Here is a 22,597-nt window from a genome sequence, read left to right on the forward strand (position 1 = left end):
GTGATGAAATTGAGCGGCGCACCGGATACGAAAGTCGCGCAACCGTGCTGGGACATATTCAACGCGGAGGTAGCCCCTCTGCTTATGATCGGGTGTTGGGGACGCGATTTGGAATTGCGGCAATTGATCTAATACACGAAGGCAATTTTGGCAAGATGGTGGCGCTGCGCGGGCAAAATATTGTTGCGATTGATTTAAAAGAAGCCGTGTCGAAGTTGCGTACTGTAGATATGAGGCTTTACGATATTGCCAAAGTATTTTTCGGATAATGAGTTTGGAGGAAATTATGGTAGGACTGAGAGTAGGGATCAATGGTTTTGGGCGGATTGGGCGGCTGGTATTTCGCGCAGCTATGGCGCGTGGTCTCAATGTGGTGGCTGTAAACGATTTGACCGATGCAGCAAGTCTGGCGCATTTGCTCAAATACGATTCGACGCATGGACGGTATCCGGGGTGTGTTAAACATCGGGAAAACGGCGTGCAAGTTGAGAAGTCCTCGGTGGATGCGCTTGTGGTTGATGGCAAAATGGTAGCTGTTTTGTCCGAACGCGATCCCGCACAATTGCCCTGGAGGTCATTGGGGGTAGATGTGGTGGTTGAATCGACGGGCTTTTTTACCGATAAAGAGTCCGCGAGCGCCCATTTGGGAGAAAAAGGCGCGAGAAAGGTGATTATTTCTGCGCCCGCCAAAGGGGATTTGCCCACCGTGGTGATGGGGATTAATGACGGTGTTTTACAAAAAGACGATGCGGTCATTTCCAATGCCTCGTGTACGACCAATTGTCTGGCGCCTATGGTGAGTGTGTTGCACGCTTCTTTTGGCGTTGTCCACGGGCTTATGACTACTATCCATTCTTATACGGGCGATCAGAGTCTTATCGATGCGCCCCATTCCGATATGCGCCGTGCGCGGTCTGCTGCCCTGTCGATGATTCCGACAACGACGGGCGCGGCGAGTGCGGTGGGTCTGGTTATTCCCGAACTCAATGGGAAACTCGATGGCATGGCCGTGCGCGTGCCCACGCCAGATGGTTCATTTACCGATTTTGTCGCGGTGCTTAAAAAAGAGGTGACAGCAGAAGAGGTGAATAATGCCTTTGAGTGTGCAGCGCAGGGACGTTTGAAAGGTATTCTGGAATATACCGATGATCCCATTGTTTCTGCCGACATCCTGGGGAATGCCCATTCCTGTATTTTCGATTCGATGATTACCACAGTGATGGATGGCAATATGGTGAAGGTGTGTGGATGGTACGACAATGAGTGGGGGTATTCCAACCGGTGTGTGGATTTGATCGCGAAGTTGGCAAAGATGGAAAAATAGTCGCTGATTTTGACTTTTGAGAGGCGATGGCGTGGCGAAGTTGTCGATTACAGACCTGGATTTGAGGGATAAGCGCGTTCTGGTGCGCGTTGATTTCAATGTGCCCATTGAAGATGGACAGGTCGGAGATGACACGCGTTTGCGGGCTTCTTTACCCACGATCCGACACATTTTGGATGCGGGGGGACAGCCCGTGTTGATGTCTCATCTGGGTCGCCCCGAGGGCGAGATCGTGCCCGAGTTATCGCTTAAACCCGTGGCTGAAGTCCTTCAAGTGCTATTGGGACGCGAGGTGCTTTTATCGTCAGACTGCGTGGGTGAAGCGACGACTTCACTGGTGAAACGCGCGCCCGAAGGTTCGGTTGTGTTGCTCGAAAATTTGCGTTTTCACGCTGACGAAGAAAAAAATGCGCCGGGTTTTGCCACACAATTATCGGAATTGGGCGATGTGTATGTCAACGATGCCTTTGGCAGTGCCCATCGTGCGCATGCCTCTACTGAGGGCGTTACCCATTATTTTGTTGAATGCGCTACGGGTTTGTTGTTGCAGAAAGAATTGGAGTATCTGGGCACGGCGTTGGCCGATCCGGCGCGTCCTTATGTCGCGATTATGGGCGGGGCAAAAATTTCCGGTAAAATTGATGTGATTGAAAATTTGTTTTCAAAAGTGGATGTCTTGCTCATTGGCGGTGGCATGGCATTTACGTTTTTTAAGGCGATGGATCTGGAAATTGGGAAGTCGTTGTTAGAGGAAGACCGCGTTGGGGTCGCTGCCCATTTGCTCAAGCGCGCAGAGGCCGAAGGCGTAGATCTGATATTGCCGACTGATACGGTTGTGGCGGCAGAGATGGTGGAGGGGGTATCTGCTCAGATTGTGCCGCGAGATCAAATTCCAGCAGATTTGGAGGGGTTTGATATTGGGACTGAGACGCGGAAGCGATTTTCCGATGTGGTTTTAAGTGCTAAAACCGTGGTGTGGAATGGTCCTCTGGGTGTGTGCGAGATTTTCTCGTTCTCAAAAGGGTCGCGTGCGGTTGCCAGCGCACTGGTTACGGCGACTGAGCGCGGTGCAACGACTATTGTTGGCGGGGGGGAGACTGCTGCTGCGATGGCAGATTTTGGCGTGGCGGAAAAATTGAGTCATGTCTCGACCGGGGGTGGGGCCTCGCTGGAATTTTTAGAAGGCCAAACACTGCCGGGTGTGGCGGCACTTTCGGATAGGGTAGAGGAAGAATAGGTGCGTGTTCAAATACTGAAAGGGAGTTGTAATGAGAACGCCGTTTGTGGCGGGAAATTGGAAGCTCAATAAGACACCTGATGAGGCAGAAATGCTTGCGCGATGTGTGGTGGATGCGGTTTCGGATGTGACGGGAGTGGATGTGGCAATATGTCCGCCTTTTACGGCGCTGGAACGGGTTTCAAGTGTGGTGTGCTGTACTGATGTAGGGCTGGGTGCTCAGAATATGTACTGGGAGGCTGAGGGTGCTTTTACGGGTGAGGTTTCGGCCCCCATGCTGTTGACTTGCGGTTGTGAATACGTTATATTAGGACACTCTGAACGACGGCAGTTTTTTGGCGAAACAGACGATACTGTCAACCGCCGTTTAAAGGCTGCCCTGAGTGCTGGATTGAAGCCTATTGTGTGTATTGGCGAGTCTTTTGATGAGCGTCAGGCCGATGTGACTGAGCAGGTGGTTGAGAAGCAAACGCGGGGTGCTCTCAATGGCGTTTGCGCTGATGAAGTGCAGGGGATTACCCTGGCTTATGAGCCTGTTTGGGCCATTGGTACGGGACTGACGGCGACGCCGGAACAGGCAGAGGCCGTCCATGCGTTTCTCCGGCAGGTATTGGCGCAAATTTATGACTACGATGTCGCGCAGGCGATTCGCATACAATACGGTGGGTCTGTGAAGCCAGATAATGCAGCGGAGTTGTTTGAGCAGGACAATATCGACGGTGGATTGATCGGTGGGGCTTCGCTGGAGGCCGATGATTTTGCCGCTATTGTGAAAGCGGCTATATAGAGGGTGATATGGAAATTTTTCTTTTGATTGTTCATGTGATAGTTTGTGCGGTACTCATTCTGGTTATTTTGATGCAGCCCGGCAGAAGTGGTGGGTTGTCCGGTGGTGCTTTTGGCGGTATGGGCGGTGGCACATCGATGTTTGGCGGTGGTGGTGCCGTGCCTATGTTGGCAAAAGTGACGACATATGTGGGAATTATTTTTGCACTGACATGTATTGGTCTCTGGTACGCGGGGCGTTCGACAGATTCTGTACCGTCAACGGCTGCCGAGCGGTTAATGGAAGAAGGGCAGATGCCCATGCAGCAAATTCCTCAACCTTTGACCTTTCCGGAAACCAAACCCACCGAAGGGACAACCCAAACAGCACCGGCCGATACCGGCAGTACCACGCCGTAGATTTTGTGCCGAAGTGGTGGAATTGGTAGACACGCTGTCTTGAGGGGGCAGTACTCGAAAGGGTGTAGGGGTTCGAATCCCCTCTTCGGCACCACATAAAAGCAAGGGCTTGTGATATGGATCGCAAGCCCTTTTTCTGTCGATAGGAGTAAGATGCCATGTGTAGGCATATCCTCGCCTTGCTATTCATCGTGCTTCTGATCCAACCCCTTCGGGCCAATGTGGCATTAGAACAAGTCTCCAGTCCAGATTTTGACAATAGTGGCGTGGTCGATTTTCCCGATTTTTTGCTCTTTGTCGCCAAATTCGGGGCGCGTCAGGGCGATGATAAGTATGAAGATCGTTTTGATCTGGATGGCGATGGCGAGATCGGGTTCGATGATTTTTTGCATTTTGCCGCAAATTTTGGCAAAACAGTCGCGTCAAATGGGGGGGCGACCCCGACAGTAGATAATAAGAAAATTCTCGGCTCGTTATTTATCTCTAAGGTATGGGCTGGACATCCCGTTAGTTTTGACCTGTTGACTTATGGCGATGTACAATTTGTCGCATTTTACGATGCCGACCGCAAAATGGCGGTGGGGATGAGAAATTTAGATGCAGAGATGTGGACATTTGAACAGCCCAGAGGTGTATGGTTGGAAAATCGAGGCCGACTGTCGTCGGAAACCGGATGGGACACCCACAATTACCTGACCATGGCTATTGACACCGACGATTACATTCATTTGAGCGGGAATATGCATGTGGATCCGCTGATTTACTTTCGCACAACGCGGCCACTCGATGTGACGAGTTTTGAGCGCATTGATTCGATGGTGGGACAAAATGAAGATCGCTGCACTTATCCCGTGTTTATGCGCGGTCCCAATAATGAATTGATTTTCAGGTATCGAGACGGCAGTAGTGGCAATGCGGTTGAATTTTATAATATGTATGATGTTGAGACCAGAACATGGCGGCGGTTACACGATACGCCGTTATTGGATGGGTTAGGGCGGATGAATGCGTACGCGCGCAGTCCCCAGAAAGGTCCCGATGGAATGTTCCACATGATTTGGATGTGGCGCGACACACCCGATGCTGCAACCAATCACGATATCTCATATGCCCGCAGCCGTGACCTGGTCGCCTGGGAAACGGGTAGCGGCGATGCGTTGGATTTACCGATTACAATAGAAAGCGGTGCTATCGTCGATCCCGTGCCGCCGAGGGGAGGGATGATCAATATGACGCAGTCATTGGGTTTTGACCATCAGAAACGCCCGGTAATCAGTTATCACAAGCACGACGAAAATGGATATACGCAAGCCTATTGTGCGCGGTTGGAATACGGCGAATGGGTTGTGTACAAGGTGAGTGATTGGACCTATCGATGGGAATTTGGAGGGGGTGGATCAATTGTTGCAGAGATTCGGTTGGGTAGCGTAAAGGTGGAATCCGATGGGGGTTTGAGTATGAGCTATATACATGTGAAAGAGGGACGGGGAATCTGGAAGTTGGATCCCCAAACCCTGCAAGTGATCGGGACGTATCCGCCGCCCCCGAGTGCGATACCCAGGGAGTTGGCGCGCGTGACTTCTCAGTATCCGGGGATGAGGATCAATACGCGCTGGGCGCGGGGGGCGGGCACAAGGCCCGGCGAGCGATATCTCTTGCGCTGGGAAACGCTGGGGCGCAATCGAGACCTCCCACGAGAGGAGATCCCACCGCCGAGTGACTTGAGACTTTATATTCTTCCGAAGTGAAGATTAAGTTGTAAAAGCCCATTGGTTGCGTATATTTCAACGTGTGTAAAACCTTAACGGAGAATGCTTTATGAAACGGCTCTATATCGTGCGGCACGCCAAGTCGGATTGGAGTTATGTCGGGTTGGCTGATTTTGATCGGCCGCTGAACAAGCGCGGAAAAAGGGACGCGCCGCGCATGGGCAAATATCTGAAGAAGGTATGGAAGGTCGAACCAGATTACGTGTTGTGTAGCACGGCCAAGCGCGTGCGATCTACGGTCAAGCGGTTGCGCAAAGCACTCAATTTTTCCAAAAAACGGATTGCATGGCACGAGCGCATTTATTCGGGGCATAGTGGGGATGTGTTGGATTTGATTCGACAGGTCGATAATCGGTATCGAGAGGTTATGGTGATAGGGCACAACCCGGATATGACCGTATTGGTCAATGCACTGACTGGATCTGCTATCGCCAATGTGCCGACTTGTGGTGTCGCAGGTATTGATCTGCCGATTGATGATTGGTCAGATGCAGAGTCAGGAGATCTGGTGTTTTTTGAGGTGCCAAAGTCGATTTGACGTGGCTGTAACTTATCCGAAACTTTGTTGTCACAGAATGCGGATAACTTATTCATCAGTCAGCTTCCGCGTGGGGGTCGGTTCTTTTCTTGGGGATCGGTCCTCGTTTTTTTAGTAGTCAGTTCCCAATTTCGATCCTGACCTCATACTTCACACTTCTCTCGTCACACTTCTTAGCCCCAGCCCCTCAATACGTCTCTGATACGTCGAGTACGGTGCTGTCTTCCGCGCTTTTCGTTGTATTGGAGTTTTTGATCTTTTCCCGGAGTTTTTCGTAGAAGAGATCGCTGTCAACCGGGATATTCACCCAATCGTCTGTCCAGGCAGATAAGAGCATGGCATTGGCGAGTTCGACGCCTTTGATTCCTTCCACTCCGGGTGCCAGGAGGGGACTGCCTGTGCGTATGGCATCAACCCAGTTTTGCGTGATGCCTCGATGGGCTTCGCCGCTGCTGCCCGTGGGGATATCGCATTTCCAGGATTCGGGGCTGCCAAAGCCGCCCTTGTATTCTTTGCAGAATTTGCTGACGGATTCGCGGGTGCGCCAGAAGGTGATGTTTCCACCTTCCATGACGACTTTGCCGCGGTCGCCAGTAATTTCGAGACGGTTGGTGCCGGGGGCTTCGCCCGTTGTGGTGATGAATACACCCGTTGCGCCATTTTCATATTCCACATAGGCGGTGACTTCGTCATCGACTTCTATATCGTGGTATTTGCCAAATCCGACAAATGCCCTGCATCGGATGGGCATACCGCAGATCCATTGCCACAGGTCGAGGTTATGCGGGCACTGGTTCATTAAGACGCCGCCGCCTTCGCCTTCCCAGGTCGCGCGCCAACCGCCTGAATCGTAATAACTTTGCGAGCGGAACCAGGTGGTGATGATGTAGTTCGTGCGCTGAATTTCGCCCAAATCGCCAGATGCAATTAGGTCTTTGAGTTTTTGGTGCGCTCCTATGGTGCGCTGGTTGAACATGAGGCCAAAGACGCGGTCGCTTTTTTCAGCTACGGCATTCATTTCTTCGACCTGTTTGGTATAAACGCCCGCGGGCTTTTCAATGAGCACATGCAACCCGCTGTTCATGGCCTGAATTGCCAGTGGGGGGTGGAGGTAGTGCGGTGTGGCGACGATGACGGCATCGACGGTTCCAGAGGCCATCATATCATCGGCACTGTCGAATGTGCGGACGTTTTCACCCAGGTTTTCGCGCGCCCACTTGATGCGGTCGGGGTGTATGTCGCAGATGGCGGTTAGTTCGGCATTGGATACCTCGCCCGGGTGCAAATAAAGACTATGTCCACTGCCCATGTTGCCGATGCCGATAATGCCGATGCGTACTTTGTTCATAAAGTTCTCCTGTGTTTGTGTTGGGGGGATAGGAATATCCTTACATCCCGATCCTGTTTTTTTCGATATAATCCCAGTTGATGTTCATGCCCAATCCCGGACGCTGGGGGACATGGACGAATCCCTGGTCATCCATGGGTTCGCCGTGTTCGTGCAGCCAGGGCGCATGTTCGTCAAAGTCGATAAAGGGGTGGAGGAGGCCGCGTTCGTAAAATTCGCCATTGGTCATGGCGCACAGGGCGTGCAAATTGCCGGGGCCGCCTCCGTGGATTTCGCAGCGCATGCCAAAGGATTCGCACAGGTGAACGGTTTTCATCAGGGGTGTCAGACCGCCCACATCGCCGACGCCGCAGCGGGAAATGTCGCACGCTCCGGCTTTGATCCATTCGGCGCGCACATACATTTTGCCTTCGCAGGTCTCGGGACCACATATCGGTAAAGACGTTTGTTCACAGAGCCAGACATAAGATGACATGCTGTGTTCGTCCATGGGTTCTTCCATCCAGTAGTAGTCGAGTTTTTCAAGTCCTTTTGCCAGGGCGAGCGAGGCTTCGCGGTCGTAATAGTGATAGGGGTCGAGCATGAGGGGGACGTCGGGGCCGACGGCTTCGCGCACGGCAGCGCAGGCTTCGAGGTCGCGTTTGACACTGGGGGCACCCTCGTAGGGGGGCTGCCATGTGTGGAGTTTGAAGGCGGGGTACCCGCGTTTCATACACCATTCGGCAAAGCGGGCATAGTCTTCGGGCGTGGCCAAGCCGCCTTCGAGGTCGTCGCCGCACATGGTAGATGCATAGGCGGGTACTTTGTCGCGGTACCCGCCGAGCAATTTGTAAACGGGTTGATTGACGGCGCGACCGGCCAGGTCCCATAGGGCGAGGTCAACGGACATGATGACTTTATCTGTTATTGTGTCTGAGTTGATGCGCTGGCGGTGGTTGAGGTCGTGCCAGATTTGTTCGCGCATAAAGGGGTCTTTGCCAATGAGTTCTGGCTTGACCATGCTGTTGATCACCCGTGCATTTGCGCCAAACCAGTATCCACACACGTCTTCGTCGGTTGAAATTTTGAGCAAGGTTTGAACGGCTTCGCGTTCGGGACCTGGATGTCCGTGTCCATCGCTGTCCTGTTCGGTGTTGGCGATGTATTTGAATTGAATGGTTTCGACATCGGTGATTTTCAAGAGAAACTCCTTTCAATACAGCGGTCTATAACGCAGATCTCCGCCTTCTTCCTGTTGTTTTTTGTAATCGGCTTCAAGAGCCTCTCGCACCCAGTATTGCGGGGCAGAGACGTAGTTCGATTGGTGTTTCTGGTTGTCGATCCAGTGTTCGAGCAAACGGGATTTGAGGTCGTTTTCAATATGGGAGAGTTGCGCGTCGCCCGCGCGGTTGACGAGTTCGTCGGGATCGTTTTCGAGGTCGTAGAGTTCGGCAGATCCATCGGCGTAGTGCGCGTATTTGTAGCGTTCGGTTCGCACCATAGCGCGACCGCCGATTTCGCAGAATGCGACCTGCCGGATGGTCGCTGTGGGATTTTTGAATAGCGGGCGAATGTCTTCACCCTGAAGCGTGCTGGGCGGTTCAGCATCGCAGGTGTGATAAAAAAGCGGTACGAGATCAATGATGCTGACAAGGCCAGAAGCGCGCTGATGGGCGGGGATATCGGGACCGCGCATGATGAGGGGTACGCGAGACATGCAGTCGTAAAAGAAGCCCTTGAAGGGCAGGCCGTGATCGCCCAGTGCGTCGCCGTGATCGCTGGTGAAGATGATGAGGGTGTCGTCGAGTACGCGATGGGCTTCGAGTGCAGCGATGATTTTGCCAATGCCTTCGTCTATCAGGCTGATGTTGGCGTAGTAATGCTCGCGCCATTTGCGATAGTGCTCTGGCGTGGCTTTTGAATAGTCCAGGCGAAACATGGAGTTGGACAGGCTACCGCGGCCCCGGTCTCTTTGGGCAAGTGGTTTGTCGGCGAGTTCTTCTGGGGAACCGACGGGTTTGGGTATGGGTGCGTCGGCATACATAAGGGCCATGTCTTCTGGGGGATCGTAGGGGTCGTGCGGTCCGGGAAAGCTGACCCATGCGGCAAAGGGGGCATTTCCATTTTGTTGGAGCCATTCGGCTGCCTGGTCGCCTACAAAGCCATCGACGTGAAATTTGCGCTCGTGCGGCGTGATGGATGCGCCCAGATTTTCGTAATATCCCGGTAATGTCGTGGGGTGCGGTCGGTCAAGGCCGTGTGCAGCGAGAAATTGTACGTGGTGGTCGGGCAGGTAAATGTGCCGTTTGTCTTCGGCCATGATGCGTTCGTCAAAGCCCTGGTGTGAGTCCCAGGGATGAAAGTGCATTTTGCCAATGGCTGCGGTGCGCCGTCCAGTCTGCGAAATGATGTGCGGCCATGTCGGCACATGATCGGGTAGCCAGTTGCCATTGCCGAGTACGCCGGTTACGCTGGGGTACTGCCCGCTCATGATGGACGCGCGACAAGGCACGCATACAGGGGAAGGGACAATGCAGTGGTCAAATACCATGCCTTCGCGTGCAAGACGGTCGAGGTTGGGGGTTTGCATAAAGTCGAGGCCGTAACAGGGCAAGCTATCCCAGCGCTGTTGGTCGGTGGTGATTAAAAGGAGGTTGCGAGCCATAAGGTGCTCCGGAAGGAGGGTGATTCAGGTGGATCAAAAGGACGGGACAAGATAGGACGGAGAAACAGGTATGGCAAAATATTTCTGTTGGTCAAGTTGAATAGAATGAGATAAAGAAGGCCTGTTCTGTATCATTCAGAGCAGGACTATTGTTTTTTGTGCATTGTGCTGTTGCGTATCTTGTGGTCTAACACTATCTTGTGGGGCGATTTGTTTGCCTCATTGAATTGTGCATGGAATTTTGGTTGGAAGGATTGCTATGGACGTGTTGCTGGATGATGTCAAATTGCCGTCGCACTTAGATCGTCTGACAGATACAGCTCTGGATCTCAGGCGTGTGCAGGGTATGGTGCGCGTTGGTCCCGATGTGTTATTTGTGATATTGAGTGGTTCTTTGTTTAAATTGACCGCAGAGAGAGCCGTGCTTGAACCTGTATTTGATTCTGTGGGGCAGATTTGGCCAGCCGATGAAAATTGTGCGCTGGTCGAATCGGAAGGCGCACTATGGCGAGTTGATCTGGATGGTACAAAGGGGCGGTTGCTCACCATTCCCAAAGGGACGATTTCCTATGATGTCAAATGGGGAATACGGGGTCTGGTTGTAGGTGCGCTTGTGGATCGCCGCGCGCCTGTGGATCCCAAAGCACCTTATTTTTATCCCGCGCAGAGAGAAAAGGTCACGCTGTGTCGATATGCTTCAATTGAGGGTTGGCACGATCTTGCCGATGTGCCAGAAGGGTGCGGGAACCTGAGTATGTGTCGATATGGTCGTCGAATCGCGTGGCGAGAATCCCTCAATGTGATTCCAGAAGAAGCGCAGCGAGGGGAATTTTACGGCTTTGATTTGAATACAAATGAGGTGCGAAAGTTGACCGAGGGTGCGGGCAAAGTCGGCCGTGTGGTGATGGCTTCAGATGGCTCTGCATTGCTTTACGAAGCCAATCACGAGGCGGAGTATCCCATTACGACGCATACAGATTTGTGGTGGTTGTCATGGGATGGCAGCGAACGGGTGAATCTCACAGAGGGGGGACGCTGTATTGCGCGTTTTGGCTGGGGGCATCGCGAAAAGACCGTCTGGGTGTCGTTCGTAGAGGGGTTGGAAATGCAGACGGAAGTGCTGGCTCTGGATGGGACGCCAGAGGGGACATTTGGCGATCTGGATGCGGTATCAGATATTGTGTGGATGCCCGATGGGCTGGCTATTTTTGAAACCGAAGACGCGGAGCGATTTCCCGCAATTTGGACGGGAACGCGCCGGGTGCCCTTGCCCCAGCCAGAGAATTACGAGGATTTACGCGTTTTAGAAATGGAATGGGAAGCTCCCGATGGCATGGAGATAGAAGGGGTGCTCTACGAAGCGGATGGCCTTAGAGGCTCTGCCCCGCTGCTGGTTTCTGCACACGGTGGACCTGCTGCGCCGGTGGAGAATGTGCGAAGCGAGGTGGTCCGGTATCGCCATTTGCTGCGGGCGGGTTACCGGGTTTTTCGTCCGGCATTTCGGGGTTCTCTGGGGTTTGGCGACGATTTCGCACGGAGCAATATCGGTTGCCAGGGGCGGGCCGATCTCGAGGATATTATTTCGGGTGTTGATTTTTTGGTTGAAGAGGGTCTTGCATTAAAAAATCGGGTGGGTATTTTCGGTGCGTCTTACGGGGGATATATGACACTGCGAGCGCTGGCTGTAACGGATCGGTTTCAGGCTGGCGTCGCGCTTTTCGGTTTTATCGACAATCGGCGGATGACCCTGGAGACGGGTGATTTTACGTATGAGACAGAGTATTTGGAACCGCTGTCGTGGCCAATTACAGAGCGTACACGCGGGGGCGATGTGTTTCCCAATTTGGGCGCAATTCGCACCCCGCTTCTGTTGTTGCACGGCGACCAGGATCCGATTTGTCCGCTGTCTGAATCCAAAGTCACCTGTCGCGCACTGGAGTCACTTGGGGTGCCGGTGGGCCTGGTGGTGTATCCGGGCGAGGGCCACGGGTTTCGGAAAGAGAAAAACCGCCGAGATAGTGCACGGCGGACTTTGGCATGGTTTTTGAGTTATCTGTCGCCGTAAGGGTAATGGTCGTAGTTCGTCATGTCATACGGCCGGGTTGAGATTGCCCAACTGGCGCCGAGTTCTGAGAAGAGTTTGCCCGTGCGGAAGCTGCGGTCTAACAGGTCGTCGAGACCCTTGATGATGTGGAAAGTAGTGCCATTGCGTTTGACAACTTCGATTTCACTGTGATCAACTGTGGCGATATTGGGGCAACTTTCGTGTGCGCCATTGACGCACAGGGTTTGTGCGCCCGCGACTTCTGGCGGGCACAGGGGCGAGGCGTTGTTTTGCAATACGTCTATGGCGTTGTGAAAAGGGCCATAGCGACCGCGCAAGTTGTGCTCTTCAAAGGTTTCTGTGTTGCCGTCGTTATAGCGAATGATTGAACCCGGGCGGCTCCATTCGATGGTTCCTCGCTCGCACTGGAGTTGCATGAGGGGATTGAAATTTTCGCGTGTGGAATGGGAGAGGCCGATGAGGACATCAACGCCATTTGCCAAAATGCGGAGTATGGCTGTGTCGAGTGTCTCGATATCGCGTGCGCGGTAGAGTTCGGCCTGTACGGTTTCTGGCATGGCCGATTCGTGATGGGTCGCGCCGCACAGGTACATGGCATTGTTGAGGTCGTGGGCCATAGCGTTGTTAATCGGGCTGTCGAGGACCAGGGTGCCGTCGTCGAGTGTAAGCCGCCCAGCCCAGGTGTTGCGGTTGTAATACAGGTTGTTGCGCGGCCATCCGCCTTTGATGCGAATCGCGTGTAACTTGCCCAGCCGACCATCCAATAAGCGAGTTTTGATGGTCTGGATGCTGGGTGCGTAGATTGATTGATATCCAATGAGCGCGATTTTGCCCGTTTTGTTTTTTATATTTATCAAATGGTTGGCGCCCTGTATCGTAGCTGATAGTGGTTTTTCACAGATGACATTGAATCCCGCTTCGAGTGCTGCGACGGAATAGGGGACGTGATAGTGAATGCCAATGGGTAGGGTGACGTAGTCTATGCCTCCTGCGCTGAGGAGGTCGTCATAAGTGTCGTAAACGCGAACATTGCGGGTTTTAAATTCGGCGAGTTTTTCGGGATGGTTTTCCGGATCAATAACAACGGCGGCATCGAGGCACGCGTGTCCTTTTCGTTCGAGTGCTTCGACAGAGCTTACGTGTGTTTGGCCAAAACCGCCAATGCCAACAATACCAAATTTTACGGGGTTCATGAATTGCTCCTTTGTGAGAGAATAATAAAGAAAACAAAAGCCATTGCAGGAGCAACTGAAATTAGTGGCACAAATCTCAGGGGGACATGATGAAGGACGTTTTATCTGTTGGGCTGATTGGTGCAGGTTCGAATGCGGGGGGACATGCGCGCGGTATTGCGGCGAATGAGAATATCCGTTTGGCGGCGGTTATGGATATTGACCGCAGTCGGGCAGAGGCTCTTGCGACTGAGCACAAAGCCCGCGCTTATGGAGTGTTGGATGATTTATTTAGTGATCCCGAAGTTGAGGCTGTGCATGTGTGCTCAATCCACAAAGTACACGCCGAGCAGGTGGTTGCCGCTGCGCGTGCTGGAAAACACGTGCTGGTTGAAAAACCGATGGCGCTGTCTGTGGCTGAATGCGATCGCATGATTGCTGCGTGTGAGGATGCCGGTGTGGTGTTGATGGTGGGACAGGTGATGCGGCACTTTCCGGTGAATTTGAAGGTGAAGGCGCTGATTCAGGAGGGTGCGATTGGCGAGGTTGGGCACATGATTCGCAGGCGATATGGCAATTTTGATCCCCCGGACCGGTCCTGGTATCTCGATTTGGAATTGGGCGGTGTTTGCGTTTTGTATTGTTTTGGCCCTCATGAGTACGATATTTTACCCTGGTATATCGATTCTCCCGTGGTTAAGGTATATTCGCAGGGCAGTGAAAGCGCAGAGCGATACGCAGGGCAAAAGGATTCGTATTCGACGATTATGAACCACAAAGATGGCACGGTGAGTGTGCTGACGCAAACGGTGGTGACGCATACCAGCGCACATGATACGTATATTATGGGTAGCGAGGGATCTATCTGGATGACCAATCAGAAATTGATGGTCAATGGCAAAGAAGTACTCATAGATGAGACCACGCGGGTGGGGATGCCCAGTCAGATTGCCGAATTTGTAGGTTGTTGTCTCCATGGAAAAGTGCCCGATGCCAATGGCAGGTCTGTGCGACATACGATGGCTGTGATTGAGGCGGCAAAGCTCAGTGCTGAGTGTGGTGAACCGGTGATGGTAGATGGAGAGGATGTATGAACCAACCCAACGTGATTATTATTATGAGCGATCAGATGAAGGCAACGGCGAGCCATTTATACGGGAGTGCGTTTTGTCAGACGCCTTCTTTAGAGCGGATGGCGAATGAGGGCGTGTTGTTCAAACACGCAGTTACGCCGCATCCGCTGTGTGTGCCGTGTCGGATTTCGTTTTGGACCTCTCAGTTTCCACATTCGCACGGTGGGCGGCGGAACCAGACGCTGATGCCTGGAGATGCGACGCATGCGTTTAAGCTGTGGAAAGCTGCGGGATATCGGTGTGGGTTGATTGGAAAAAATCACTGTTTTGAGGAACAAAGCGATCTCGATTTGTTCGATGTGTGGTGTGAGATCGGACATGGAGGATTGCCCAGAGACCCCACGACAAAGGGGATGGATTGGTTTCGTTCCCGTGAGTTGATCAATGCCGCACATGCGGTGAGGAAGAATATGCCGGATATTAGTCCACAGTTTTCCTATGGGGTTAGCGATTTTCCGCTGGAGGATTATTCTACCGGGCTGGTGGCGGGGCAGACTGTGCGGTTTTTGGAGCAATTTGGCAATGAGCCGTTCGCGCTGTGGGTTTCCATTCCCGATCCCCATACGCCGTATGAATGTCCCGAGCAGTATGCGATTGCACCCGATGATGTGGTGATGCCGCCCTGGCGAGTGGATGAGTATAGCGATGGTACTGCGCCCGAACGCAACCGGGTGCTACATGCGATGATTGGGGTAGAAGAGGATTCGATTGAAGACGTCAAGGGTTGCGTGGGGGTGTATCACGGGATGGTGCGTTTTTTAGACGATGGCGTGGGACAGATTTTAGACGCGCTGGATCGGCTCAATTTGCGCGAGAATACGGTTGTGGTTTTCTGTGCAGATCACGGTGATTTTTCGGGTGAACACGCGCAGATTGCCAAGGGGGGCGCGTTTTACGATTGTCTGACGCGCGTGCCGCTTATTGTGTCGTGGCCGGGGCAAGTTCCGCAGGGTGTGGTGGATGAGAGTTGTGTCAATTTGATCGATATTGTGCCGACGGTTTTGCAATTGCAAGGGTATGATGTGCCGCGTTCTATGCACGGGGAGGGGTTACCCTCGGTTACGGATGCTACACCGAGAGATGCGGCGTTTTCAGAATACGGTGCTGGCGGACCAGCATTTACAATGGCGGATTTGGAACAGCTTGAGAAGCCCTGGGGAAGGCGGGCTATTGGGCAGTCTTTGCAATGGCGCGAGGCTGAGGGCCGCCGCAAGATGGTGCGTACAGCCGAATGGAAGTATGTGCGTGATCCAATGGGGGATCGGGATGAGTTGTACGATCTGGTGAACGATCCCTGGGAATTGTACAATGTGGTGGATAATGCCGATCACCGCGATATCATCGCAGATTTGCAATTAAAATTGGCGGATTGGAGTATTCGCACAGAGGATGCGAGACCCGTTCCAATGCCGGAGTGAGGGATATAACTATGAACCAACCTAATCCGGAAATACAGAAATTCGTGCAGACATTTGAAGACGCTATGTATGGGGATGGTCTGACGGATCTGCATAGCAAAGGAGTGGCGGCTGCAAGGGCTTTTAACGATTCGCGCAAAATGCCAGATGATATGTTGCCGCCTATTTATCATGTGGAAGACAGCGCTATTTCAGGTGAAACGGAGGAGATCCCCATTCGCATTTATCGTCCCAATGACGACCGCGGGTTGCCGCTTCTCATGTGGTTTCACGGTGGGGGCTGGGTGCTGGGCGATCTGGATACGGGAGAACTTAAATGCAGAAAACTCGCGCATGATGTAGGGTGTGTTGTCGTTTCAGTTGATTATCGCCGCGCGCCAGAAACGCCTTTTCCCGGTGCGATTGACGATTGTTTTGCCGCTACGTTGTGGGCGGTGGCTTCAGCGGATGAATTGGGGATTGATTCTTCCCGCATTGCCGTGGCTGGCGATAGTGCCGGGGGCAATCTGGCAGCCTGTGTCGCCCTTCGCGCCCGAGATGCGGGATTAAATCTCGTTTTTCAGTTGCTCGTTTATCCCGTTATTGAGGCAAATTTTGATCGTGCCTCTTATTCTGATAATGCCGAGGGGTATTTACTCACGGCGAGTGCAATGAAGTGGTTCTGGGATTGTTATGTTCCCAATATCGCTGACCGCAACCATCCCGATGTCGCGCCGATTTGCGCTTCTGATTTATCTGGCTTGCCGCCCGCGCTGGTTATGACTGCTGAATTTGATCCCCTCCGCGATGAGGCTGAAGATTATGGCCATGCCTTAAAAGCCGCAGGTGTTGATGCTGTTACACGGCGTTATATTGGTATGACGCATGCGTTTTATATGCTGCCCACCGAAAAAACCGTTAATGAAATTGACGCGGCAACCAATGAATCCATAGAGGCATTGCGCTGGGCTTTTGATAACTGTGAGCACCAGTAGGGATTGCGGCTTTAGATAGATTACAGATCACTGATGATCAACAACTGGAGACCATATATGTCGTCCTTAAAAGAACAATACATAGAAGAGGGATACGTCGTTGTCAAAGATGTGCTCAATCCTGAGCAGGATATTTATCCCTTGCAAAATGCCTATTCTGAGCTTTTAGATGCGCTGGCGCGGATTTATCTGGTTGAGACTAATTCTGGAGCACTGGATAGATTTGATGAGATGTCTTTTCCCGAGCGGTTTGCGATGTCGCTCGGTGCGAGTCGGGGAACGATTTTACACCATCTCGATCCCGTGCTGAATATCTTTGTTCCGACTTTTCAGTGGCGCAAAGACCTGCCCGATGCGCGGATTCCCGAAATGTTTGCTCTTATGCGCCATCCAAAAGTCTTAGATGTTTTGGAAGTTCTTATCGGGCCGGAGATAGCTGCGTCGCCGATTTACCATTTTAATCTCAAACTGGCGCCCGATCATCTCAAGCTGGCAGATCAGGTGGCCGAGTCCGTGGGGGCAGATCTCTCAAAGGAGGGGTTTTATACATTTCAGGTGGGCAAAACAGGATGGCACATGGACGCAGGTTCGGGCCTGAGAGATTCTCATGAGAGCGAGATTATCAATGCGTGGATTCCGATTACCCATGCTATCGAAGAAAATGGCTGTTTGGTGGTCATTCCCGGCAGTCACAAAGAAGGCGTTAAATACCATCCTTTTCCAGAAGATCTCGACACGCAGGGAATTACTCTGCCCGTTGATCCTGGAGATATTGTCTTTTTAGATAATAAAGTGATGCACAGCTCTACGCCCAACACGAGTCGTGAAGATTATCGCTGGGCTTATAATTTCCGTTATCTTCCTGTTGGACAGCCCTCTGGTCGTCCGTTTATACCGGGTTTTGTTGCGCGCAGCCGCACGGCTCCAGAAACAGAACTGCACAATGCCTACGTATGGAGCGCAATGTGGGTTCGCTGTCTGGATTATCTCACTGAAAAGGGCGTGCCCGCATCTTATGAAGACAGGAGCAAAATGGGCCTTGAAGAAGCGCAGGCGATTACCAGCCACTGGCGCGAACTCACCCCCGATGTGGATGGTTGGTTGCGCCTGGGGAAGGATTGATATGGATAAGGTAAAAATCGGTATTATCGGTCTCGGCTCTTTTTGTTCAAGCTATCACATTCCAAATTTGCTCAACAGGTCGGATGTGGAGATCACGGCGGTTTGCGATATTTCTCAAGAATGTCTGGACGGGCGCAATAGGGGGTTGCGGGATAGTCGGGTATTTACCGATTATCGCGATATGATCGATCCGGGTTTGATTGATGGGGTTTTTGTCAGTACGCCCAATCGAGCGCATTTTGCGCCCTGCAAGTTGGCGCTTGAACGCGGTATTCCGGCGATTGTCGATAAACCTATTACGGTGACAATGGAAGATGCCGAGGAACTCGTCGATTTGAGCAAGTCGCAAAATTGCATTTTGATGACGGCGTTTACGCGCCATTTTATGTCCAGTACGGAGTACGTGCGCAGACAAATTGCGTCTGGTGCGATCACGCCGCAAATGCTCACGGCTGTCCAGCGGAAGAGTCCCGTAAAGCGCGGTATAGAAGACGGGGGCATGTTGCACCGGCGCACGATTCACATTACAGATGTTTTGCCGTGGATCACGGGCAAGCGCGTGGTCAGAGTGGAGGGCACAATTCAATACGAGACCGGCCACATTGAGGAAACACTGGTGGATATGCGTCTCGAATTTGTAGGGGGATTGTGTGCCAGTCTGCTCTGTATCAAGAGTTGTGACGAAAATCAAGATGAGGTCAACATATATACTGACAAGCAGAGTTATCGCCTGGAACGCGAACGCCTCTACACGATTGCGCGCAGAGATGGGTGGCAGCGCCTGGATAATTTGCCCGAATACGGCAATTCGAGCGATCACTTTGTCGAGGCGATTAAAGGTAATCGTCCCGAATCCTATGCTCCTTATGCCGATCCGCACAGTGATGATGGTCTCCAGGCTCTGCGCGTTGTTTTTGCTATGCACAAAGCCGCACAAACAGGGCGTGTGGTGGATGTTTAATTGATTACACCTACAATAGGAAACAAAAATGCCTTCTCAACCGAATATCGTTTTTATTCACGCCGAGAGTATGGATGGGCGCAAGATGGGCTGTATGGGCCATCCCGCCATGCAAAATGCTACGCCCAATATGGATCGCCTCGCCAGTGATGGGGTGCTGTTTACCAATGCGTACACCAATTGTCCGGTGTGCAATCCGTCGCGGGCGAGCATGTGGAGTGGAAAATATCCCAATTATTACGATTGCTGGAATAATCACGAAGGGTTGCACGAGAATGTCCCCACATATCAAAATACATTTGAGAGCGCGGGTTATCAGACCTCTGCCATCGGTCCTATTGACTACGCCTATGGCAAACACTCCATTCGCGACCGCATTGGCTCGTGGACGCGCGCGGCCAATATTCGCCGTCCTATATGTCGCACGACCTTGCCGCAAGTTGTAGATGATGGCAAGGCGAATGGGCGCGATTGGGATAGGACGTATCAGGCTGTTGATCAGTTACAGCGATACGCCAGGAGCGACCGGCCCTTCTGGCTTTATCTCACTACGGGATTGGTGCATCCCGCATTTACTGCTGAGAAACGCCACATGCCGTTGATCGATGCGGATAATGTCGATATTCCGCCGACTCTGATGCCGCTCGAAGCCACGCACAATCAGGCGATTGCGTATCAACGCGTGACCAAAAATTGCGATAAACAGTTCTCTGAGAATATCGTTCGAGAGATTCGGCACATCTATTTTGCGATGATTGCCGCGCTCGATGAGATGGTCGGTCGGGTGCTTCAGACTGTCGATGATCTGGGATTGCGCGACAACACGTATGTCATTTTTTCAAGCGATCACGGCGAAATGGCGGGTGATCAAAATCAAATACTCAAGCGTTCGATGTACGAGGCATCATCTCACGTTCCTCTCATTATTCGCGGTCCCGATGTGCAAAAAGGCGTTGTCGTCGATACGCCCGTTTCTCTCGTTGATCTCTATCCCACTTTTATGGATATGGCGCGTATTCGCTATAGCGATTATGCGGATAATGCAGCGTATCCCGATGCACTGGACGGCGAATCTCTATTTCCGCAACTCGTTGAAGGGGTGGAGCGCGAACGCGATTGGGCGATGTGCGAATACCACGGCGATCGCTGTGCCACTGGCACGTTTATGTTGCGCCAGGGCGACTGGAAATACGTCAAGCACACGGGTTTTGAACCCGAGCTCTTCAATCTCAAAGACGACCCCGACGAAACGACGGATCTCGTCCATGACAAACCGGAAATCGCCCGCGAGTTGGATGGAGTACTGACCGAGAATTTCGATTGCGAAGGTATTGATGCGCGGGCAAAAGCATACGACCGCGAAAATTTTGTCGCATGGCGCGAGCAGGCGCGAAAAGAAGGCATCTACGAGGATACGATGGCCCGCGTCTATAGCGGTCACGACCGCCTTTGTATTGAGGATATTGCGCCGTGGACCGACGGGGATGAACAGCAAATTGAAGCGTGGCTGGATGGTAGTAGTTAATTTTTTATTTCACTTAACAAACATGTCTACTGCACTTCTCATTGTCGATCACGGTTCGAGGCGTGAAGAAGCCAATCAGATGCTTTACGGCGTTGCCGATATTTTGCGGCAAGAACGCCCCGAGATCATTGTCCACGTCGCGCACATGGAACTGGCCGAACCCACTATTAGACAGGGCATTGATGCATGTGTGCGCGAGGGAGCGAGTGAGATCGTTGTTCATCCCTACATGCTGTCTCCCGGACGCCATGCCACGGAGGATATTCCGCGTATGGCAACAGAAGCGGGGGCTGCATATCCAGATGTACATATCCGCGTTACCGAACCTCTTGGCCTGCACGAAAAACTCTGCGAGGTTATTCTCCAACGCGCCGGGTTGTGAAGGAAAGCGATCAGCCATTAGCTTTCAGCTTCCCACCTATCCGCCCGGGTAAGATCGCTGATTACTTGTTTTACTGACTGCTGACTGCTGAAAGCTATTTTATGTCCACAGAAACCGCGCCATCTTTTCGTTCCAACTCCAGAGGGGATTTGCGCCCTGTTTTTTATATTACCGCTGCACACATGGCGTTGGATTTTTATATGGTCCTCACGCCGCCATTGTGGGCTTTTTTTCAGAGTCATTTCAATCTTACGGTGGCGCAGTTTGCCTATTTGCCCACGGTGATTGTCTTTTGCGGTTCTATCACGCAACCCTTTATGGGATATTTTAGCGATGGACGTGATCGCATGGCCCTCGCTGCGCTGGGGCTTTTTGTCACGGGAATTTTTGTCTCTTGCATCGGTTTTGCGCCCAGCGCTTATATACTCGCTGCGTTTTTGATTTTCGCGTCTTTTGGGTCCTCTCTTTTTCATCCCACCGCCGGGGGATTGGTTACGGCTTTAACGCCGCACCGAGCCAATCTGTCTATGGCTATTTTTTTGACGGGGGGAACGCTGGGGATGGCGCTCGCTTCAATTACCGGGACGCAAATTGTCGAGCGATACGGCATCCAATATCTGTGGCTTATTGTCATCCCTGTCTTGATTCTCGCGCCATTTATTCTGTGGCAGTCTCGAAAAATCCCCGTGCATGAACGCCGCATAACCGCAGGCAAAATCGATTTCTCCATTTTGAAGAAGACCCGCTCTCTGCGGACGCTTTTTGCTTTTTTTAACAAAACGCGCTCTCTGTGGACGCTTTTTGCCATCAGTGTGTTGCGCTCTGTTACTCACACGGGATTTGTCAGTTTTACGGCTATTCTGGGAGCATCTCGCGGTTGGGCTACCAGCGAAATTGGTTGGGTTTTTTCAGGCTATTTGCTTTCCAGCACGCTGGGGCGCATCACAGGTGGTTATCTGGCAGATCGCATGTCTCAGCGCAAGCTTCTGGCTTTTTCGTGTGCTTCGTCCGCAATTTTTCACGCTGGTTTTTGTCTGACAGACGGATATGTGTCGCTAATTTCGTTTTTTGTGGCGGGGTATTTGTTCGATCTCGGTATTACGACGAATATATCTCTGGCACAGCGTGCCTTGCCGCACAATACGAGTACGGCGACGGGATTGGTGATGGGATTTTCCTGGGGCATGGCGGGCCTTGCTATGATCGGCGTGGGGAGCCTTGCAGAGTGGACCTCTACTGAGACTGCGCTTGTGGTTGTATCCATGGTGCTTATCCCGGCAACACTTCTGGTGGTGCTGCTGCCTTCTGAGTATGGTGAGGTGAGAAGCAAGAAAAAATAAAAGGCGAGGGTGGGATGGCTCACACGAAGACACAGAGACACAGAGAAAAGCGGGGACTGAGGTGGTGTTACGCGCTTGCTGTAGTTATTAGTGGTTGTTTTTTACAGATAGCGCACACGCAGCCCACATATTCTCCCGGGCAAATTCTCGTCAAATTTCGCAACGCAAAGCCAGCAATTGCACAATTCCGCGATCTATCAGAGCTCCATGGCGTGACGGCGATTGAATCGCTTTTTACGCCGCGAAGTGCCAAGGCAGTTTATCCCCATCCTTTGACGCGCGTGTACCGCGTTCATTTATCGGGCGATCCGGTCGCAGCCGCAGCCGATTACGCATTGCGTCCCGATGTTGTTTACGCACAGCCCAATTATTTGTTTACGCACCACCAGGTGCCCGATGACCCTCACTACGGCGATCAACGTAGCCTTCAGACCATCGATTGGGAGCAATAGAAACAAAA

21 protein-coding genes and 1 tRNA gene are annotated in these 22,597 nt (G+C 52.3%); 18 read left to right on the forward strand and 4 right to left on the reverse strand.

The window, feature by feature from the left end; genetic code table 11:
* The 8 genes from OXG87_09140 to OXG87_09175 form a co-directional block, all read left to right on the forward strand.
* A partial coding sequence (locus OXG87_09140; GenBank protein ID MCY3869710.1) for a 6-phosphofructokinase occupies positions 1 to 269 on the forward strand: 269 nt, incomplete at its 5' end.
* A gap of 17 nt (positions 270 to 286) precedes the next feature.
* Positions 287 to 1,324, forward strand: coding sequence for a type I glyceraldehyde-3-phosphate dehydrogenase (gene gap, locus OXG87_09145; GenBank protein ID MCY3869711.1), 1,038 nt, complete (start codon positions 287 to 289; stop codon positions 1,322 to 1,324).
* Between the two features lie 31 nt (positions 1,325 to 1,355).
* Entirely contained in the window at positions 1,356 to 2,561 is a 1,206-nt protein-coding gene (locus OXG87_09150) for a phosphoglycerate kinase (protein ID MCY3869712.1), read from the forward strand.
* A gap of 31 nt (positions 2,562 to 2,592) precedes the next feature.
* On the forward strand, positions 2,593 to 3,348 hold the full coding sequence (tpiA, locus tag OXG87_09155; protein ID MCY3869713.1) for a triose-phosphate isomerase: 756 nt from the start codon (positions 2,593 to 2,595) through the stop codon (positions 3,346 to 3,348).
* Between the two features lie 8 nt (positions 3,349 to 3,356).
* On the forward strand, positions 3,357 to 3,746 hold the full coding sequence (gene secG, locus OXG87_09160) for a preprotein translocase subunit SecG (GenBank protein ID MCY3869714.1): 390 nt from the start codon (positions 3,357 to 3,359) through the stop codon (positions 3,744 to 3,746).
* A 7-nt stretch (positions 3,747 to 3,753) separates the two neighbouring features.
* Positions 3,754 to 3,840, forward strand: a tRNA-Leu gene (locus OXG87_09165).
* A gap of 64 nt (positions 3,841 to 3,904) precedes the next feature.
* Positions 3,905 to 5,494 (forward strand): BNR-4 repeat-containing protein, encoded by a 1,590-nt coding sequence (locus tag OXG87_09170; protein ID MCY3869715.1) that lies wholly within the window; start codon positions 3,905 to 3,907, stop codon positions 5,492 to 5,494.
* Between the two features lie 70 nt (positions 5,495 to 5,564).
* On the forward strand, positions 5,565 to 6,053 hold the full coding sequence (locus tag OXG87_09175; protein ID MCY3869716.1) for a histidine phosphatase family protein: 489 nt from the start codon (positions 5,565 to 5,567) through the stop codon (positions 6,051 to 6,053).
* A 187-nt stretch (positions 6,054 to 6,240) separates the two neighbouring features.
* Here the strand turns inward: OXG87_09175 and OXG87_09180 are convergent, their stop codons facing one another.
* From OXG87_09180 to OXG87_09190, 3 genes are read right to left on the reverse strand one after another with little or no spacing between them, the layout of a single operon-like run.
* Entirely contained in the window at positions 6,241 to 7,401 is a 1,161-nt protein-coding gene (locus OXG87_09180; protein ID MCY3869717.1) for a Gfo/Idh/MocA family oxidoreductase, read from the reverse strand.
* 40 nt (positions 7,402 to 7,441) lie between these two features.
* Positions 7,442 to 8,581 (reverse strand): mandelate racemase family protein, encoded by a 1,140-nt coding sequence (locus OXG87_09185; GenBank protein MCY3869718.1) that lies wholly within the window; start codon positions 8,579 to 8,581, stop codon positions 7,442 to 7,444.
* 12 nt (positions 8,582 to 8,593) lie between these two features.
* Entirely contained in the window at positions 8,594 to 10,045 is a 1,452-nt protein-coding gene (locus OXG87_09190; GenBank protein ID MCY3869719.1) for a sulfatase-like hydrolase/transferase, read from the reverse strand.
* A 259-nt stretch (positions 10,046 to 10,304) separates the two neighbouring features.
* On the opposite strand from OXG87_09190, the gene OXG87_09195 reads away from it, so the two are divergent.
* Entirely contained in the window at positions 10,305 to 12,110 is a 1,806-nt protein-coding gene (locus tag OXG87_09195; GenBank protein MCY3869720.1) for a prolyl oligopeptidase family serine peptidase, read from the forward strand.
* Here the strand turns inward: OXG87_09195 and OXG87_09200 are convergent.
* The gene (locus tag OXG87_09200; GenBank protein ID MCY3869721.1) at positions 12,095 to 13,303 is read right to left on the reverse strand and encodes a Gfo/Idh/MocA family oxidoreductase; all 1,209 of its coding nucleotides are present in this window, start codon (positions 13,301 to 13,303) and stop codon (positions 12,095 to 12,097) included. The two genes, OXG87_09195 and OXG87_09200, sit on opposite strands and share 16 nt — an antisense overlap.
* A gap of 89 nt (positions 13,304 to 13,392) precedes the next feature.
* Between OXG87_09200 and OXG87_09205 the strand changes: the two genes are divergently transcribed.
* From OXG87_09205 to OXG87_09245, 9 genes are all read left to right on the forward strand, one after another.
* Positions 13,393 to 14,376, forward strand: a complete 984-nt coding sequence (locus OXG87_09205; GenBank protein MCY3869722.1) for a Gfo/Idh/MocA family oxidoreductase — start codon at positions 13,393 to 13,395, stop codon at positions 14,374 to 14,376.
* Positions 14,373 to 15,833, forward strand: a complete 1,461-nt coding sequence (locus OXG87_09210) for a sulfatase-like hydrolase/transferase (GenBank protein ID MCY3869723.1) — start codon at positions 14,373 to 14,375, stop codon at positions 15,831 to 15,833. The genes OXG87_09205 and OXG87_09210 overlap by 4 nt, the downstream gene beginning before the upstream one ends.
* Before the next feature lie 11 nt (positions 15,834 to 15,844).
* A complete protein-coding gene (locus OXG87_09215) occupies positions 15,845 to 16,807 on the forward strand; it encodes an alpha/beta hydrolase (GenBank protein MCY3869724.1) in 963 nt (320 codons plus the stop codon).
* Between the two features lie 57 nt (positions 16,808 to 16,864).
* Complete coding sequence (locus OXG87_09220; protein MCY3869725.1) at positions 16,865 to 17,929, forward strand: phytanoyl-CoA dioxygenase family protein; 1,065 nt, start codon at positions 16,865 to 16,867, stop codon at positions 17,927 to 17,929.
* A 1-nt stretch (position 17,930) separates the two neighbouring features.
* On the forward strand, positions 17,931 to 18,890 hold the full coding sequence (locus OXG87_09225) for a Gfo/Idh/MocA family oxidoreductase (protein ID MCY3869726.1): 960 nt from the start codon (positions 17,931 to 17,933) through the stop codon (positions 18,888 to 18,890).
* Between the two features lie 28 nt (positions 18,891 to 18,918).
* Positions 18,919 to 20,415 carry a sulfatase-like hydrolase/transferase gene (locus OXG87_09230; protein MCY3869727.1) on the forward strand — a complete coding sequence of 499 codons (1,497 nt, stop codon included), beginning with the start codon at positions 18,919 to 18,921 and terminating at the stop codon, positions 20,413 to 20,415.
* Between the two features lie 22 nt (positions 20,416 to 20,437).
* The gene (locus OXG87_09235) at positions 20,438 to 20,797 is read left to right on the forward strand and encodes a sirohydrochlorin cobaltochelatase (protein ID MCY3869728.1); all 360 of its coding nucleotides are present in this window, start codon (positions 20,438 to 20,440) and stop codon (positions 20,795 to 20,797) included.
* Positions 20,798 to 20,898: 101 nt separating this feature from the next.
* Positions 20,899 to 22,137, forward strand: coding sequence for an MFS transporter (locus tag OXG87_09240; protein ID MCY3869729.1), 1,239 nt, complete (start codon positions 20,899 to 20,901; stop codon positions 22,135 to 22,137).
* A gap of 14 nt (positions 22,138 to 22,151) precedes the next feature.
* A complete protein-coding gene (locus tag OXG87_09245) occupies positions 22,152 to 22,589 on the forward strand; it encodes a hypothetical protein (protein ID MCY3869730.1) in 438 nt (145 codons plus the stop codon).
* The last annotated feature ends 8 nt before the right edge of the window (positions 22,590 to 22,597 follow it).

The sequence above is a fragment of the Gemmatimonadota bacterium genome (assembly GCA_026706845.1).
Taxonomy (GTDB): domain Bacteria; phylum Latescibacterota; class UBA2968; order UBA2968; family UBA2968; genus VXRD01.